The 17,853-nt window shown below is 46.2% G+C and carries 13 protein-coding genes and 2 pseudogenes; 5 read left to right on the top strand and 10 right to left on the bottom strand.

Features of this window, described 5'->3' with window-relative positions; translation table 11 throughout:
* The first annotated feature begins 439 nt into the window (after positions 1-439).
* The 3 genes from QUA07_RS26360 (at position 440) to QUA07_RS26350 (ending at position 4,027) form a co-directional block, all read left to right on the top strand.
* Positions 440-1,840 carry a DUF2157 domain-containing protein gene (locus QUA07_RS26360; RefSeq protein WP_333331205.1) on the top strand — a complete coding sequence of 467 codons (1,401 nt, stop codon included), beginning with the start codon at positions 440-442 and terminating at the stop codon, positions 1,838-1,840.
* Between the two features lie 109 nt (positions 1,841-1,949).
* A complete protein-coding gene (locus tag QUA07_RS26355) occupies positions 1,950-2,666 on the top strand; it encodes a GDYXXLXY domain-containing protein (RefSeq protein WP_333331202.1) in 717 nt (238 codons plus the stop codon).
* Between the two features lie 236 nt (positions 2,667-2,902).
* Positions 2,903-4,027, top strand: coding sequence for a hypothetical protein (locus QUA07_RS26350; protein ID WP_333331199.1), 1,125 nt, complete (start codon positions 2,903-2,905; stop codon positions 4,025-4,027).
* Positions 4,028-4,087: 60 nt separating this feature from the next.
* Here the strand turns inward: QUA07_RS26350 and QUA07_RS30165 are convergent, their stop codons facing one another.
* Both QUA07_RS30165 and QUA07_RS30160 read right to left on the bottom strand, forming a co-directional pair.
* The gene (locus QUA07_RS30165; protein WP_445305918.1) at positions 4,088-4,471 is read right to left on the bottom strand and encodes a class I SAM-dependent methyltransferase; all 384 of its coding nucleotides are present in this window, start codon (positions 4,469-4,471) and stop codon (positions 4,088-4,090) included.
* Positions 4,410-4,730 carry a hypothetical protein gene (locus QUA07_RS30160; RefSeq protein WP_445305917.1) on the bottom strand — a complete coding sequence of 107 codons (321 nt, stop codon included), beginning with the start codon at positions 4,728-4,730 and terminating at the stop codon, positions 4,410-4,412. Before QUA07_RS30160 ends, QUA07_RS30165 begins: the two co-directional genes overlap by 62 nt.
* 173 nt (positions 4,731-4,903) lie before the next feature.
* On the opposite strand from QUA07_RS30160, the gene hemH reads away from it, so the two are divergent.
* A complete protein-coding gene (gene hemH, locus QUA07_RS26340; RefSeq protein ID WP_333331197.1) occupies positions 4,904-6,067 on the top strand; it encodes a ferrochelatase in 1,164 nt (387 codons plus the stop codon).
* Between the two features lie 187 nt (positions 6,068-6,254).
* On the opposite strand, the gene QUA07_RS26335 is transcribed toward hemH, so the two are convergent.
* Positions 6,255-6,866 carry a DUF4126 domain-containing protein gene (locus QUA07_RS26335; RefSeq protein WP_333331194.1) on the bottom strand — a complete coding sequence of 204 codons (612 nt, stop codon included), beginning with the start codon at positions 6,864-6,866 and terminating at the stop codon, positions 6,255-6,257.
* A gap of 309 nt (positions 6,867-7,175) precedes the next feature.
* Here QUA07_RS26335 and QUA07_RS26330 point away from each other — a divergent pair, with 309 nt between their 5' ends.
* Positions 7,176-8,462 (top strand): Glu/Leu/Phe/Val dehydrogenase, encoded by a 1,287-nt coding sequence (locus QUA07_RS26330; protein WP_333331191.1) that lies wholly within the window; start codon positions 7,176-7,178, stop codon positions 8,460-8,462.
* Positions 8,463-8,541: 79 nt separating this feature from the next.
* On the opposite strand, the gene nrdJ (QUA07_RS26325) is transcribed toward QUA07_RS26330, so the two are convergent.
* The 7 genes and pseudogenes from nrdJ (QUA07_RS26325) to QUA07_RS26300 all read right to left on the bottom strand — a co-directional run bounded on the left by nrdJ (QUA07_RS26325) (position 8,542) and on the right by QUA07_RS26300 (position 17,677).
* A complete protein-coding gene (gene nrdJ / locus QUA07_RS26325) occupies positions 8,542-9,615 on the bottom strand; it encodes a ribonucleoside-triphosphate reductase, adenosylcobalamin-dependent (protein ID WP_333331189.1) in 1,074 nt (357 codons plus the stop codon).
* A 244-nt stretch (positions 9,616-9,859) separates the two neighbouring features.
* Positions 9,860-11,104: a ribonucleoside-triphosphate reductase, adenosylcobalamin-dependent gene (nrdJ, locus tag QUA07_RS26320; RefSeq protein WP_333331186.1), complete on the bottom strand. Its 1,245-nt coding sequence runs from the start codon at positions 11,102-11,104 to the stop codon at positions 9,860-9,862.
* A gap of 208 nt (positions 11,105-11,312) precedes the next feature.
* Entirely contained in the window at positions 11,313-11,600 is a 288-nt protein-coding gene (locus QUA07_RS26315) for a hypothetical protein (protein ID WP_006630975.1), read from the bottom strand.
* A gap of 153 nt (positions 11,601-11,753) precedes the next feature.
* Positions 11,754-13,916 carry a DUF4394 domain-containing protein gene (locus QUA07_RS26310; protein ID WP_333331183.1) on the bottom strand — a complete coding sequence of 721 codons (2,163 nt, stop codon included), beginning with the start codon at positions 13,914-13,916 and terminating at the stop codon, positions 11,754-11,756.
* A gap of 433 nt (positions 13,917-14,349) precedes the next feature.
* Positions 14,350-14,916, bottom strand: a pseudogene (locus QUA07_RS30155) (DUF6745 domain-containing protein); the annotation flags it as partial.
* Between the two features lie 510 nt (positions 14,917-15,426).
* Positions 15,427-16,377, bottom strand: a pseudogene (locus QUA07_RS30150) (leucine-rich repeat domain-containing protein); the annotation flags it as partial.
* Between the two features lie 259 nt (positions 16,378-16,636).
* A complete protein-coding gene (locus tag QUA07_RS26300; protein WP_333331178.1) occupies positions 16,637-17,677 on the bottom strand; it encodes an ABC transporter permease in 1,041 nt (346 codons plus the stop codon).
* Between the last annotated feature and the right edge of the window lie 176 nt (positions 17,678-17,853).

The raw sequence follows: 17,853 nt of genomic DNA, 5'->3' as shown, positions 1-17,853 counted from the left end.
TTAAATCACCCTAACCTTCCTTCAGTCTTGTCTTATGGTACTCTGGCTGCTTAAAAACTGTCCGGAGTATTGTTAAAAGGGTTATCTAAATATAGCTTCCCTGCTTTTCTAATTGTATCGATCGAGCAAAGACACTACCGAGTGTAATTCTGTCATTTATCTACTCGTCCAGTTGTCCACTTGACAAATTATAACTTGTCCAGCAGGCCGCAATCAACCTAAATCCCTATCAGGGATTGAAACAAAGATTTTACACGCACCATCAAAAATAAATCAATCGTTGCAATCAACCTAAATCCCTATCAGGGATTGAAACTAACATCAAAACTCAAAAAAGACTTTTGTGCAAGTTCAGCAGGTGTCCCAGCCTCCATCGACAATCGACTCACACATGACATATTAAAAACTATCACAGTTCAAATCCTCTGGAATATAAACAATGATTTCAGATAAATTTCGACGGGAGTTGCGCGAACAAGCCAAACTCTGGCAAGCAGAAGGACTCATCGATACTTCATTCTACCAACAACTTTCGGAACGCTACCAATTCAACACACTCGAAACCGCCTCCCGCAACCGATTCCTCAGCATTCTGATGAGTCTCGGCGGCATTCTCCTCGGTATAGGAGTCATCACCTTTGTAGCCGCAAACTGGCAAGTTTGGTCGCGCGAAGTGAGAGTTGCACTGCTGCTAAGTCTTTTCGTAGCAGTCAATGCGGCGGGTTTCTATCTGTGGCGACTTCCCCCATCCCGAAGCCAAAACTCCAATCTCAATATTCCCCTAACAATAGGGCGAAACAAACTCCTAGGTGAAGGATTGTTGCTGTTAGGAGCTCTGATTTTAGGAGCAAATATGGCTTTGATGGCACAAATGTTTCACATTGGCGGTTCTTCCTACGGACTTTACCTCACTTGGGGAATCGGCGTGCTCGGAATGGCTTACAGTTTGCGGTTGACTTCCTTGGGCGTTTTGTCCGCACTTTTAATCGGTTTGGGCTATTGGTTTGCCGTGTTAGATTGGTCTTCTAAAGTCGAGTTTTCTTGGCTGGAAGTTTTGGTGCGGCAAATGCCGATCGCAGCCAGTATAATGTTTGTGCCGCTGGCTTATTGGTGTCGATCGCGTGCTATTTTTGCCATAAGTGCGATCGCGATAATTTTTTCCCTACAAGTTTCTATCGTCCAAGGCTTAAATCTAACCTGGGGTACAGCAATTTTTTGCGCCCTACCGCCCGCTTTGCTGTGGGGATACGACGATGCAATCTGGCCGAAGGTACGCAGCAAGCTGTTTCAACCTACCGCCCGCAGTTTAGCCCTGCTGTTTCTCGCCAGTTTATTTTATTTTCTTTCTTTCCACTGGTTGTGGCAAGATTCGTCGAATCCTGCGCCAACTAAGCCGGATTGGGTTTTGCTGGCAAATGTGGCTGTTTTGGGCGGTTTCACGCTGTTTGAATGGCTGCGCTTGGGACGTTTGGAACTCCGGCGGCCGAAACAAAATGGTGTGGATTTGACCACAGGTGCGATCGGCATTTTAATTCTCGCCAGCGCCTTAATACCGCTTTTTCACCTCAATTTTACTCCCATTCCTCAATTAGCCACTTTTCTGTTCAATGTTTTCTTATTTTTGCTCGCTGTCGGGTTAATCCGAGAAGGTTTAGCATTAGGAAACCGCCGGATTTTTTGGGGAGGCATGGTATTAATTACCCTGCAAATTATCAGCCGAGTCTTTGAATATAACACAGGATTGTTGCTCAAATCTTTTGTCTTTGTTTTATGCGGAACTGGCGTAATTGCAGCGGGTTTGTGGTTCGAGCGCCACTTCGCAAAAATTCCCGATGAATAGGAGCATTCTACTATAGTGCGATCGTCCCCCTTGCACTGCACTCGGAAGATGATTATGCCGATTCAAAGCTCAACGATATTATTCTGCGAACCAATTCTCAATTCCCAATATGAACACCGAAAATCCAGATTCAACAGATCAAAGTTCCGAAATAGCAGATACCAGCCCTACTCCCCCATCATTCACCCTTCCCCCCGCAGCGCAACGCCTTCCCGCGTGGCGGCTGTGGGTTCCTTTGCTGCTGCAAATCGGACTAATTGCCGCCGTACCAGCTCCCGCAATTTACACTTTTATTACTGGCAAAACAGTTGTCCTGCAAACAGCACCAGTAGACCCTTACGACTTTTTGCGCGGATATTACCAAGTTTTGAGCTATGATATTTCCGCTAGCACAAATCTCCAAAAACTCCCCGGCTGGAAAGATTTAGCGACGGAAAAAATATATTGTCCGCCCGCAGTTGTTTGTCCACAAAATACGCACAATGTCAAGCCACAAACCAGTTTTTATGTAATATTAGAAGCGCCAAAAGCCGCGACTAATCCCGGCCGCCCCCAAGCTTGGAAACCCGTCCGCGTCAGCCTAGAAAATCCCGCCAATTTGCCCGCCAATCAAATCGCTATTAAGGGCAAATATAACGGTTGGCAGATGGAATACGGCTTAGAAACTTATTATATGCCAGAGGATGAAAGGGAAAAAGTCAATCAGGAGATTAGCGAAGCTCAAAGGAAGCAGCGACAATCTTTTTTGGTAGAAGTAAAGGTTGACAAAACAGGCCATGCTGTGCCTGTGAGTTTGTGGGTGCGCGATCGCAATTATCGATTTTAGCCAATTTAGCCAAAAGGTCGATCGGTCTTTTGCCCTTGTTTTGAGTATTTTGGCTTAGTGATGGGGCGGAGGTTGGGCGATACCCTACCGCAACGGGCTCGCAGGCGCAATGGGGTAGCTTCGCTCGTGCGGACATTTCAATTGCCGACAACCCAGGAGAATCTATTAAGATATATAAGACTTGTGCAAATCTTGCCAGTTCAAGGGCGCAAGTCATGACTCTACTGGAGCTTCTCATGTTAGCCGAGCTAATCTCAGCCAGACGAATACTCAAGACCAAACTCCTCGACTTCTTAGGACTTCCCGAAAATTGCCCAGACCAAACCGATCATCTCGTCAACCGAATTGTATCCCTCCTGGAAGCAAATCCCGCCGAACAAGAAAGATTTTGGGAGACATTCAAAAGTGAATTAGCCGTCGATCCGGTAGAATTAGAAACAATACTCAAGTGTTCGCCAGCAGAACGCCAGCAGTGGATTGAACAAGACAAACTCCCTATTTTAGAATACCGCTCTTTCCGCAAATCAGGAATCCATTTAGAATATCCCGTTCACGACAGAAGATTCATCTTAAGTCTAACGCCAACCGATATTAATAATTGGCGCAAAGAACCCAAAGGGCTGATTAAAAATAATCACCAAATACCCACCCCAATCAATACAGAAAAGCCTGAAGAAAACGAACAATCACGAGTAGCTTTTAGTTCCGAGTGGGAAAAAATCATTGCCGACTGGAAAGAACAAGGTTCGGAAGAAATTTCAGCAACCTTCCAGCTAGCTTACTGGACAGTTTGGGCGTCGCGCTGGGCCAAAGAAAATCAGCTCAACAGCTTTAAAGCAATTAATAAATATAAGGAAGTCTACGAAACTCACCAGCAGGAATGGTACCAGCGAAAAAATCAAGCAGTCAAGTTACTGATTGAAATGCCCTACGCCATGCTTTACTTCTACCGTCCGGCGGATTCTGACAAATTATATCTCGAACTGTGCGACGACCACCAGGAAATGATGAAAGATGCCTACTATTGGGACAAGTGGGACTTTTTCTATCAGAACCGCAAACTTGTAAATAAGTGCCGCGAATGTGTGTACTGCGAAACCAAAGATTATTACTCGCTTTACTATCTTGAAATCAAAAGCGACAAGTTTCCCGATTTTAGCTTTTCTTTCCACACGCCGTACACCATCGGCAGAAAATTTTTGCCACATCCAGAAACGCTCCCTTATGTAGACCACGTAGAACAGGACGGCATTTTTCGCTTTGGTCGGCCGCTGCTGGAACAAGAGAAAGCTATTCACACAGAAAAAGATGTATTGCTCAAGTTTGAGGCTGCTTTGGCAGCAGCGAAAAAGTTTGTTTAATCATTAGTCATTAGTCATTAGTCATTAGTTGACAAGTATAGTAAGATGCGCGCGCCGACCTCAGAAACCGGGTTTCTCCCGATATTTATCGTCACTCAACCCAAAATTCGTAGAAACCCGGTTTCTTCCCCGCGCACTAATGACCACTGTCAACTGACAACTGTCAACTGACTTTTGAAGTTGGATTACTTGAATGCTGCCGTCAGCATAAAGTTTTGGTTGTTGAGTTCCTTCGGAATTGTACGATCGCCATTCTACCTCTGCCAACAAACTCCCCAAGTCAGTTTCAGTCTCAAACAACCACAAAAATACAGCCAACCCTGACCTAAATACCGGATTTGTATGCCGATGAATATCTACCAAAATGAATAGACCACCGGGCTTAAGCACGCGGTATACTTCCTGAAAGATTTGTCGCAATTGCGCCCGTTGCATTTCGTGCATGGCAACGCTGCTGTGTACTCCTGTCAAACTGACAGTCGGCAAAAGCTTCTAAATAATTATTGGCTGATGGTACATTTTTCGTTGGCCGTTGCAGAGATAATGGCCAAGCGTCAAGTCCTGTGACATCCTGGAAATATTGCACCAGAAACTGCTTAGTTTGACCGCTACCGCAGCAACCGTCTAAAACTTTAGTTTCGGCGCTGACGGTCAAATTTTCCCAGGCTAGTTGACTCAAACGAGCATTGCCGCCTACGCTCAAAGCAGCCAGACGCGCGATCGCAATCCTAGAGACACTGATACCGATAACTTAAATCTCTAAAAATTGTTGCCATAGTCAAAATTATGTATACCTTGCTATCGACTTAAGATATTATTAAGTTATATGATAAAGATAAGTAACAGAACTGAGACGATGGGAGAGCTGTAACCGCTATGGGTCGTGTGGGAGTATTGCTATTAAACTTGGGCGGGCCAGATCAAATCGAGGATGTCCGTCCTTTCCTGTTCAACTTGTTTGCTGACCCGGAAATCATTCGCATTCCGTTTCCGTGGATGCAAAAACCGCTCGCCTGGTTGATTTCGACCCTGCGCTTTCAAAAATCCCAGGAAAACTACCGCCAAATCGGTGGCGGCTCTCCTTTACGGCGGATTACCGAGGAACAAGCCACTTCGCTGCAAGAACTCTTGCAAGAAAAGGGACAGGATGCTCGAGTATACGTGGGGATGCGCTACTGGCATCCTTTTACTGAAGAGGCGATCGCCAAAATTAAGCGCGATCGCATCGAACATTTGACAATCTTGCCGCTGTATCCTCAATTTTCCATCAGCACCAGCGGTTCTAGCTTCCGGCAGCTAGAAGAAATGTGGGGCAAAGATCCTGCCCTCAAGGATATACAATATACCGCCATTCCTTCTTGGTATCAGCGGCCTGGTTACATTCAGGCAATGTCGGAATTGATAGCCCAACAACTAGACCACAATCCGAATCCCGATCGAGTTCACATCTTTTTCAGTGCCCACGGCGTCCCCCTCAGCTACGTAGAAGAGGCTGGAGACCCCTATCAGCGCGAGATTGAAGATTGCACTCGTCTGATTATGGAACATTTGAACCGATCGAACGAACACACTCTAGCTTATCAAAGTCGGGTTGGCCCGGTGGAATGGCTCAAGCCTTACACCGAAGACGCCATTACCGAATTGGCAGAAAATGGAGTCCAAGATTTGTTGGTAGTTCCGATTAGTTTTGTTTCCGAACACATCGAGACTCTGCAAGAAATTGACATGGAGTATCGAGAATTAGCAGAAGAATCGGGGATTAAAAATTTCTACCGAGTGCCCGCCCTGAATACTCATCCCGTGTTTATTGAAGCGTTGGCCGATTTAGTCATCGAGTCGATCAAATCTCCCAGCGTTAAATTCTCCGATGTGATACGCCCTTCCAAGACAGTGAAAATGTACCCTCAAGAGCAGTGGGAGTGGGGTTTGACCACGGGGGCGGAAGTCTGGAACGGTCGTGTGGCGATGATTGGTTTTGTGGCACTATTGCTGGAGTTAATTACGGGTCAAGGCCCGCTACACTCGATCGGATTGCTTTAAATTGACAGTTGACAGTTGGCAGTTGACTGTTGACTGTTGACTGTTGACTGTTGTTACACATGACTAATGATATCAAATCGGTTGGTATCGGAATTATTCATCTCTCTCTTCTCTTCCTCAGCGCCCTCTGCGCCCTCTGCGGTTAAATAATTCCGAAACAACCGTAAACGATATAACTAATCACTAATTAATCAGGATCGCGCTTGCGGCGGCGGGGATTTCCCCTATCGCCCGGTATTCCCTGACTTTTGTACCAGCGATACCACTCTTTAGAACTGCGAATTGCCAGCCACAGCAGCATCATCGCCACTAACCCTCCCTGCCGTGGTGCGTCAAAGGCAAACAAAACCAAGGAAATGCACAGAACATCTTGGAGGAAAATCACCCAAATCGGCAAACCCCGCAGCCGATAAAACCATCCTGCTTGTACCAGTTGCAGGACTAAAGCTAACAAACCTCCGACAATACCAATTATCCACAGCATCCAAGGGTGAACAATAATTTCCTCGATCGAACTTACTTGAGCGATCGCAATTCCCATAATTGCTCCTACAATGGGGCTGAAAATAATTTGCACAATTTGCAGTACCCGCTGCCCTACAAAGGTTTTAGAAGCAAATAACTCTAACAGCGACCAACTCACCAAGATGGTGATAGCCACCTGGGGGGGGACCCCCGACAATAGAGGTATTTCAGACCAAAGTTTGTCAATCCGCAACAAACCAATTAACAGCAGGGGCAGGGCAATTCTCATACCCCCTGCCGCAGACGCAGAGAGTGCGGCTAGGAGTCCAACCATAATAATAATTCAGTTTCTAACGTCAGCTAAAGCCTCGATCTATTTCAGAATTTAATTCCCCTGATGGCTGGCTATGATTTGAGCGATCGAACTCAAATTGAGGCTTGAGCTTAAATATCACCCTCTATTGTAAGTGTATCTGCTTAATCCTGCTTGGCACTGCGATATTGTCGATCGACAATATCGCAGTTGACTGTTAACTGTTGACTGTTGTCAGAATAAAGGAGGCAGCATTCAACCAGGATTGTGATTAAATTAGCTTAAGCACCCGAATCCTTCTTCTCTCTGACAACAGTCAACTAACTTCTTATGTCTGAATCATTATTTGCCGATGCCAGCCGCCGATTAGAACGAGCCTTAAAATATGTGTCCCTTTCCGAGGATACGATCGAACGGCTGAAACACCCCAAATCCAGTTTAATTGTATCGATTCCTGTGCGGATGGACGACGGTTCCCTGCGAATTTTTCAAGGTTATCGGGTGCGCTACGACAATACCAGAGGCCCGTCTAAAGGAGGAGTGCGCTATCATCCGGGAGTATCCCTTGATGAAGTGCAATCCTTAGCATTTTGGATGACTTTTAAATGTGCAGTTTTGAACTTGCCTTTTGGAGGAGCCAAGGGCGGAATTACTCTCAATCCCAAGGAATTGTCCAAACTGGAATTGGAACGGTTGAGCCGGGGCTATGTCGATGCGATCGCAGATTTCATCGGCCCCGATGTCGATATTCCCGCGCCGGATGTCTACACCAATCCCATGATTATGGGTTGGATGATGGATCAGTACAATATTATTAAGCGGCAGCTTTCTCCAGCGGTGGTGACTGGAAAACCAGTGACAATTGGCGGCAGCTTGGGCAGAGATACGGCAACAGCAATGGGTGCTTTTTTTGTAGTACAAACTATTCTACCCAAATTTGATCTAAATCCTCAAGATACAACTGTAGCAGTACAAGGTTTTGGTAATGCGGGTGCAGAAATAGCAGAACTCCTGTGGAAAGCAGGTTACAAAGTTGTTGCTGTCAGCGATTCCCAAGGAGGAATTTATGCTAAACAAGGGCTGGACATCCCCAGTATTCGAGGATTTAAAGATTCTAACAAAGGTATCAAAGCTATTTACTGCGAAGGTTCGGTTTGCAATATTGTAGAACACGAAATCTTAACCAATGAGCAACTTTTAGCATTAGATGTAGACGTGCTGGTTCCTGCCGCTTTGGAGAATCAAATAACAGAAGCCAATGTTAATGATGTTAAGGCTAAGTTTATTTTTGAAGTAGCTAACGGGCCGATTGATTCTGCTGCTGATTTGATTTTAGAAGCGAAGGGAATTCACGTAATTCCTGATATTTTAGTCAATGCGGGAGGCGTAACGGTTAGTTATTTTGAGTGGGTGCAAAATCGCAGCGGACTTTATTGGACGCTGGAGGAGGTCAACCAGCGGTTGAAGCATAAAATGGTCGAAGAAACTGAAGCAATTTGGAAAGAATCTCAGGAATTGTCAGTTTCTATGAGAACTGCGGCTTACGTGTACGGGTTAAATCGACTCGGAGAAGCGATGAATGCGAAGGGAACGCGGGATTATTATGTGAACGGTTAACAAATAAAATCCCCGACTTCTTCTGGTTATGTTCGTGAAATATCGAAGTAATTTCAGAAGTCGGGGATTTGGCTATTGGCTATTTAGCCTTAGTCTCCGGCATCAAACACTTATCAGAATCGCAGCCCGCCGGCCCCGAATCCATCATTTCACCTAAGTCATAGCGACTTAGTGCCGCGTGAAAAACATCAATTTCGCGGCGCGCTAAAGTCTCTTCCACCATCTTGGTGTAAGTTTCCTTGTTTATCGGTTCAAACGGTAGACGCGGGAAAGTTTCAAGAGCATCAAATCGAGCTAAAAGCGCTGCGGAAATGTAGCCTTCATCATCGCGAATCGCCTCGTAAATCCGAGTGCCAAAACTTTCAACCTCATTTTCGCGCAGTTCAATCGTCGCCGAAGTGTTATGTCTGACATAGAACTTTTGCACCTGCATATAAAAGTCCATTTGTGCCGCCGCTGAGAACTTGTTAATGTCAATTTCATCAGCACCGGGTAAGTCAGCCCAACTTACTGCAACAGGTATTTCTACCAGCCATTCTGTACAGCGTTCATCGAAGGGATTGTTCAGCAAATTACCGTTTTCATCCTTGTCAGATTGAGACGGAATCACGTTGTATCCGTAGTCGATGCAGGCGAGGGCTACGGGGTCGTTTTTGCCGAAAGTGATTCGGCGAATGAAACGCTGGGCTTTCGGCGGATGCCACCCCGGCGAAGCACCTGTCAGCAGAGATTTAGTACCCGATGGTTGAACCGTTGTGCAGCGATTTGGGCGTTTTAAGGAATGGCGATCGCAATAATCCCATACTACCCGATTCACAATCTCCCGCCAACCACTCAAATACTCTTTTTCCCGCTGTTTAAAAGCCATTCCTTGCGGAGTTTGCGGGCGGCCTTCCACCCACCAGCGCAGCCACTCAACGCCAAAAGCATGAACGAAGAAATCGAACAATCCCGTGAAAGATACGCCGACAATCGGGTCTAGTTCGCGGCTGTATTGATAGCGGGGTTCAATAAATTTGTGATTGAGAAGTACCGCCACAGATAGAGCTCCGGCGGTGAAAGCTTCCTCCTGTTCTTTGAAGTTGTAAGGATCAATTTGATTGAGGTGAACCTCTGCCAAATTACAGTGGAAATTAGAGCCGATGATTTCCATTTTTGTTACCCTAAAGGCTTTTTATCCTTTAGTTCTACAGATTCGATTTTCCCTGTAGCTCGGCGTACTTTTTCATTTACTGTAGTTGTAAATGCCCCGCACTCTTGCCAGGATTATATTCTTCAAAAAAGAAGGTTCACCCGGTACGCTCTACGGTGGTAAAGGATTTTTAATTCCCTTACTTACCTCGGAGTTAACATCTCAGTCTTCTCCGATTTTGCGAGGTTTTTTACGTGAGGCAAAATTACTTACCACACGGGTTTAAGCCCACGCGGACTAACCGATGCTCTAACTCGCCAGCAGTCATATTAGGATGGCGTTCCTGCAACCACTCTTTAGCTTTTCCTTCGTCGTAAGCTTTCAAAAACTCACTTCTAAGACTCGGTGTTGAAAGTAAATCAACGTTAGATCGAGCTACAGCTTCCCCGGCCCATTGAATCGCACCTTCGCCGCTGTAATACTGTTTGCGGACAGCATCAATACATTCTTCTAGTGTAGGTTTGGTATGGAAAACTCGCGTATGGTTGGCCATCCGAAGGGCATCGCGTTCTGGATCTATTCTCCAGTTGCCATTTTCATCTTGTTGCCACAAATTATTTTTAGCATTTGCTCCGAGTTCGTCATCAGCATAAAACTGACGCATTCCGGCCGATCTTCTAATGTTTCCAGCAACAATTGTCACCGCAGCTTCATCTATCAGCACGCAGCATTCAACTGAATTTAACTGCCGCCCTAAAGCTTTATTCAAAATTGCGGCGCAGCGCTGATAAAGGTCGGGCAATTTCACGGGATTGGCTACTCCGCCAAAACCTTTTAAAGGTTCTCCCACCGGGCGAACGTCGCTCAAATCAATGAATACTTGAACTTCTCCTGCAAATCTTTCATCTGTGGATAATTCCAGCAAACTTTGATAGGAGTTTACCCAACCTTGGCGAGAATCTCCGACATAAATAGTTGCGGTTTTTTCTGCTATTTTTACTTCTGTTTCTTGACGGCGCGACTGGGCGGGTGTAGAGCCGATTTCGCCTTGCATGGTTAGGGTTAAGCGGTTGCGAATCGGCGGGAGTTGGTTGATATATTGTGGTTCCAAGACTGCCCCAGTGCCGCAGCCCATCATTGCCAAATCCATCAACAAGCCAAAGGAACGCCAGTCAAGAATATTTGTTGATGAGCAATTATATGCGCCGGAAAAATTCTCTGGTTGCTCGATCCATTTGCTGCCACCTACCCACAGCCAGCGGCCTGAAGCGAGGGTTTTGAGCTGGTTTTGCATCCGGTGCAGCAGTTGTGTTTCTTCGGGGGTGAGGTTTCCCAGCTTTTGCAAGCCTTTGACTGTTCGATCGCACACTTCGGCCCAAGTCTCCCTTCCCGTCTCGGTACGGCGACTGTAAGTCCTGAAAAATACTGGATTGGCTGCGGGTGCTGTTTCCGGGAAATCAGACGGGTTGCGTTGATCGCTGGCACTCGATCGCTCTAATTCTCTAACCATAGGTTGTGTACTGACGTGTCGGAATAAATCAACAGACTACGAATATACAACAGGATTCAGATTTAGGGTTAAAGGTTAATATATTTGACAATTTGCACTAAATATGGGGCACAGAAGTGTACAAGCTCGATCGGGCGAGCTCCTCAAAACTTGACAAAAAAACCCGATTTCATCCTGAAACCGGGTGAATACCAAATCTTGTCAATTGTCAATCCTTTGTCAATAAAAACTCAATATTGGGTAACAGCGGGTCTTGAACAACCCCCACACCGTTAAACCCCCAACGTTCAAGTAGCTTTTTTACCTGAGAACCGGAAATCGATTCTACTCCGAATCGATCGGCAACATCAGCAGCGTGGGCATTGAGATAGCTCAAAGCGTCATAGTCTTCGCGAAACATCAGCAGGTAACTCACTGCCGCATCTGGATTGGGATTCGCGGACAAATATTTGCCGTCACTGCGGGAACGTAGCAAGTAAAAAACTTGAGATAACATTTTATCTTGTTTGTCAAAATAATAGATTAACTCAAATTGGGCATTGGGAATCGGGAATCGGGAATTGGGCATTGGTAAATTAAAAAAGTTTAATTATTTTTCTTCCTTCTTCCTTCTTCCTTCTTCCTTCTTCCTTCTTCCTTCTTCCCCTATTTAAATCAAAGTCAGTGCTAAACCTTTAATCCCTCGCCCGTCACCAATTTGACCGACAATCGAAGCTTGACCGGTCGTCAAATTGATATTGTACAGGCTGGAAACTCCGCCAACCTCGATCGCAGCCAAAGCCGTCTCGTTACCGTTAAGACTCCTGATATCAAAGCCGAGAACGGTACCAGCATCAATTCCCAAAGATCCGATCGTATTCAACACCCCATTATTCGGCGGATCTTGCCGCACCAAAATGTCTAAATTGGTGTCAATTGCAAACAGCGTTGTCGAAGCTGCCCCTGCAAAGTTATTCACATACGCAGCAGCCGCAGCCGCGCCGGGATTGCCAAAATTAGGATCGCCCGCAGCATAAGCCAAATTCCCGTCGAGTTGAACTCCCCCCGTCAACGTGTCAACATCGACAATTGCCCCCGTATCCGGGTTGAGGCGGGCGTTTTGACCGGCTTGATTGACAAACCGAATTCGATCGACCGTCGGATTGAAATCAAAACCCGCAGCCCCCGGAGTTAGGGGAACAGCAAACTGCCCGCTACCCACTTGACTTGCAGCCCCAGTAACCGGATTGATGGCGTATAAGCGATTGCTAGAACCCACACCGTAAAGCACACCGTTAGCGGGGCGAAAATCAATTCCCAGCAAGCTTTCTCCCGGTTGCAATCCTGTAACTGCCACGTCGCTGAGAATTGCCCGCGGTGCCGCCTCGTTAAAACCGACAATTGTTTCAGCGCCATTTCTGACAGTTAAGGCGTAAGCTGTAGGCAAAGGCAAAGCCAAACCGTTAATCTGTCTCCCGTCGGCAATTTGACCGACAAAGGAAGCTTGACCGCTACTTAAATTGATATTGTACAAGCCGGAAATGCCACCCACTTCCAGCGCCGCCACTGCCACCTCGCGGCCGCCAATACTCCTGATATCAAAGCCGAGAACGCTATTCGCATCAACTCCCAAAGATCCGATCGTATTCAACACTCCATTATTCGGCGGATCTTGTCGCACCAAAACATCCAAATCGTTGTCAATTACAAACAGCGTTGTCGAAGTTCCCCCTGCAAAGTTATTCACATACGCAGCCCCAGCAGCCGCTGGATTTGACCCAAAATTGCGATCGCCCGCAACATAAGCCAAATTCCCGTCGAGTTGAATTCCCCCCGCCAGCGTGTCAAAATCCACAACTCCTCCCGTATCCGGGTTGAGGCGGGCGTTTTGATCGGCTTGATTGACAAACCGAATTCGATCTACTGTCGGATTGAAATCAAAACCCGCAGCCCCCGGAGTTAGGGGAACAGCAAACTGCCCGTTACCGACTGGACTTGCTTCCCCAGTCATCGGATTGACAGTATACAAGCGATTGCTAGAACCCACACCGTAAAGCACACCGTTAGCTGGCCGATAATCTATTCCCAGCAAACTTTCTCCCGCTTCCAATCCAGTCACGGGCAAATCTGAGATCACACTTCCCGGATTGGAAAGACTAAAACCGACAATCCGATTAGCAGGAGTTAAAGCATAAGCCGTTGTCCGCGCTGGAGGCGGGGGGCTGGGAACAACGCTGCCAATATTATTAGTGAAACTTGCCTGGTTAATTGCACTTTGTCTCACCCCTCTGAGAGTAGCGAGAAATTCTCCTGTTACCCGGTCTTGAATAACAGTATCGTTTCCAGCTTCCAGAATATTCAAGTCGCTAAAACTTAGACCTTCCCCCAAACCGATTAAATCTGTACCGGGTGCAAAATCGGCGATCAGGTCGGCATTTGCCAAACTAACACCGCCGCTGGTACGACCAGGATCTGCCTCCGCGTAGCGCCTCAAAACAAATAGGTCTGCCCCGTCTCCGCCTATCAGGACATCAGTATCTCGATCGCCCGACAAAACATCATTGCCAGAGTTGCCCGATATGGAATCGCTGCCTTTTCCGCCCACTAAAAAATCGTTACCTTCGCCGCCGTTAATAATGTCGTTATCTAAATCTCCAAAAAGCGAATCTTGACCAGAATTTCCATCAATTAAATCGCTTTGCTTACCTCCATAAATGCTGTCATTACCAGAGTTTCCGGCAATGGTGTCAGTGCCCATCAAACCAAAAATCAGGTCATATTCTGGAGTTCCTGCTAGCAAGTCTGCTTGGCCGGTGCCTCTAATTTCTGCCATGTTCTAATCAGCCTCTAAATTTGATACTTCTGTTGCCTAACGGCGGTGGTATTCTCAGTTAAACTATCACAAGTTCGCACTTTTAGGATAGTTTTTGTTATTTTCGGCTGTAGGGGTGGGTTGCCATAAAAGTATTACAGGCAGATCAAATGATATATAAACCAGGCCCCGGATTCAAATAAACCCAATCCTAAATACCGATCACTTAGCCCTATTTTATAGTTGGCTGTGTAGCCAAGAGCGATCGCAGCTCAACTGCAAACAGGGAAGCTGAAATTTTTAGCGGTGCGAACCTATGAAATTTTGTACTGCGTTCATTAGTAATATACGCTGACTCTATAATTTTGGATCTGTACGGTCAGAAATTATTTTTTAACTTTAATCTTAAAGCCTGCGACGGTGGGCTTTGTGTGTGTAGCCGCGACAACCATCATCAAGTCTGCACGGAAAATTCCTGTGGATCAATATCCCAATTTGCCCAGCGAATTGCCTCCCTAGCTGATGTCAAATTTGGCGGCACTCTCAAAGCGTGAATGAATCCCGTACTCGGACAAGTCATTTTTAACAGACAAATCGGCTCGACATCGGCATTATCTATTTGTAATAGTGCATATTCCTGCCAACTATCTATTTGTTGTGCTGACAACTCTTGACAAATGCGATCGTAACCAATTGCTTCAATTAACACTCGCCGAAGTTCGGCATTTTCTTCTGCTAAAAGCCATTGGGCTTGCCATTGATTTGGGTGGACTTTGCCGTATTCTTCAGGCAATTTGACACCATGATAATAGTAAAAATTCCATCCATCGGCAAACTCGATCGCAGGTTCTGCTTCAGCGTGCAAGCGGTTTTGACTGTCAAAGCGCAGGTGGCGGGGGCGATCGCACACCGCGCAAATCTTTTCAAAGGGAAATATCCAACCGCAATGCTCGAAAAGCAGCTTTTGGCAGCGAAGTATTTCTTGTGCCTTTTGGGAAATATTGACGCCTAATGAAGATATATACCATTGAGTCAAATAGATTTCTTCAAACAAATTCGTGGGGGTTTCAGGGTATGTGAGGCCGAACAAATAAGCGGGAAAAACATTCCCCATCATTCGTTCCGAGCGCTCATATTCCTCAACCAATTCGTACATTAGCGAGTTCAGTGTGCTGTCTGCTTCCGACTCCATCGTCATGCTAAGGAGCTCATACTCCCACACCGCCGGACTTGTAAAGTCTCTCACAATCGATGGGGACATGGACATCCATTTCCAGTCTAGCTTTTTCCCCAATCTATTCCCATGTCCTTCGTTTGACCAGTTTGGTGAATGGTCGCCTTTTGCCAAGTTGAAGATTTGGAGAAAAGCGTCGCGGGGACTGCTGCAAATAATAACGGAGGGCTCTTCTAGGCCAATAGCAGCATAGGCAACTTTGACTGCCTCTGTGGCTTTTTGAGCATCTATTGGCCTAGTCGAGAGAGTAAGACGTTTCTGTGCGAGTTCGCCTAACACGCACATAGCGGTAATTCGATTGGCGCGAAGATCGAGTTTGGTCAGATTGGTGAGCTTACGCAAAACGCTGAAGTCGGTAATTTGATTGCTGCACAGATACAGTGTTGTCAAATTGGTGAGCGAGCCGAGGAATCTGATGTCGGTAATTTGATTGTCGTTGAGAGACAGTGTTGTCAGATTGGTGAGCGAGCCGAGGAATCTGATGTCGGTAATTTGATTTCTGCTGAGAGACAGTGTTGTCAGATTTGTGAGAGAGCCGAGAAAGCTGAAGTCGGTAATTTGATTGTTGTTGAGATGCAGCGTGGTCAGATTGGTGAGCGAGCCGAGGAATCTGATGTCGGTAATTTGATTCCTGTCCAGATCCAGTGTGGTCAGATTGGTGAGCGAGCCGAGGAAGCTGAAGTCGGTAATTTGATTGTAGCTGAGATTCAGTGTGGTCAGATTGGTGAGCGAGCCGAGGAAGCTGAAGTCGGTAATTCTATTGTTGCTGAGATTCAGTGTGGTCAGATTGGTGAGCGAGCCGAGGAAGCTGATGTCGGTAATTCTATTGTTGCTGAGATTCAGCGTGGTCAGATTGGTGAGCGAGCCGAGGAAGCTGATGTCGGTAATTTGATTGTAGCTGAGAGACAGTGTTGTCAGATTGGTGAACGAGCCCAGCAAGCTGATGTCGGTAATTTGATTGTAGCCGAGATCGAGTTTGGTCAGATTGGTGAACGAGCCCAGCAAGCTGATGTCGGTAATTTGATTGCCGCACAGAGACAGTGTTGTCAGATTGGTGAGCGAGCCGAGGAAGCTGATGTCGGTAATTTGATTGCAGTCGAGATGCAGTGTGGTCAGATTGGTGAGCGAGCCGAGGAATCCGATGTCGGTAATTTGATTGCAGTCGAGATGCAGTGTGGTCAGATTGGTGAGCGAGCCGAGGAAGCTGAAGTCGGTAATTCTATTGTTGTTGAGATCCAGTTCTGTCATGCTTGAAAGTATCTGCTCCGCTTCTTGTGCGTCATCAGTGCCAGCCTTTCTTAACAACATCTTAACTGTGCACTTTGCGTCTTCTGAAAGGCTGTCAATATGCCTGTACCAGTCGGCAAAGCGGCTAAAAATCATAGACTCGTTTGGTTTTTGTTCAGACATAAAACACTTCGAGATGGGTAATGGGAATACTGTTGACTGTTGACTTTTGACTATTACCAATCGCCCTTGCGTACCTTCTATTACTGAATTAAGTCTTCTATTTCAAATCTTCCAGCTTAATCCGAGGATCGACAGCTTTCAGCAGCAAATCCGCCAACAAATTCCCAACAATCAACATCGTCGCACCCATCATCAAACTCGCCATTACTAAATACAAATCTTGATTGTTCACCGCATCCAGAGTCAGCTTTCCCAAACCCGGCCAATTAAAGAAATATTCGGCAATAAACGCACCGCTCAACAAACTAGCAAACTCAAAACCCAACAACGTAATCAACGGATTAACAGCATTCCGCAAAGCATGAATGTAAATTACTCGATCGTCCGGCAAACCTTTAGCCCGTGCGGTTCGGATGTAATCTTGACGCAGCACGTCTAACAATTGTCCGCGCATCAATCTTTGCAAACCAGCAAAACCAGTAAGGCTGAGGGCAACAGTTGGCAAAATTAAGTGCCAGCCGTAATCGAGGATTTGGCCCCACCAAGGTAAGTCTGCGTGGTCGATACTTGTCATTCCTCCGACGGGGAAAAGAGGCGAAGTATTTTGAGCAAAAAATAGCAGCAGCAAGGCTGTGATAAAGCTGGGAAATCCTTGTCCCGTGTAGCTGACTACTTGCAGAACTCGATCGACTGTGCGGTTTTGATTGACGGCCGCGACAATTCCCAAAGGAATCGCGATCGCCCAAGTTACAATCAAAGATGCGATCGCCATTAATAACGTCGCCGGTACTCGTTCCCACAGCAGCGAAGCTACGGATCGCTGATACACAAAACTCGTGCCAAAATTTCCCCGCGTCACAATTTGTTGCAGCCACAGCCAATACTGCACAATCGCTGGTTTATCTAAGCCGAACTGCTGTTCGAGTTGCTTGAGTGTCTCCGGCGAAATCTTCGGATTTTGGCTCAAAGTATCCAAGTAATTTCCCGGTGCTAGTTCAATAATTGCAAAACAAAGCATCGATGCCAAAAATAGCGTTAAAAGTGCCTGCAACAGTCGCTTGAAAACATAAGTAAATGTTTCCCCAGCAAACAGAGAACTCAATAAGTGCCAATTTCGATTAGATTTAATAGAAGTCATACGATTTTAGATTTTAGATTTTAGATTTTAGATTGGAAGAACTGTGAATGATATTAATGCCGATTGTATCGGAATGATGTAACCACAGAGATCGCAGAGAAAGAGAAGAGAGAGATGAATAATTCCGATGCAAAGCTCAACAATATTATTTGTCAGCAGTCAACTGTCAACAGTTA

The organism is Microcoleus sp. T3_A4 (assembly GCF_036700465.1).
In the GTDB taxonomy this organism is placed as follows: Bacteria; Cyanobacteriota; Cyanobacteriia; order Cyanobacteriales; family Microcoleaceae; genus Microcoleus.
The sequence above is the reverse complement of the archived record's forward strand: the minus strand, read 5'-3'. Positions and strand labels throughout refer to the sequence as shown.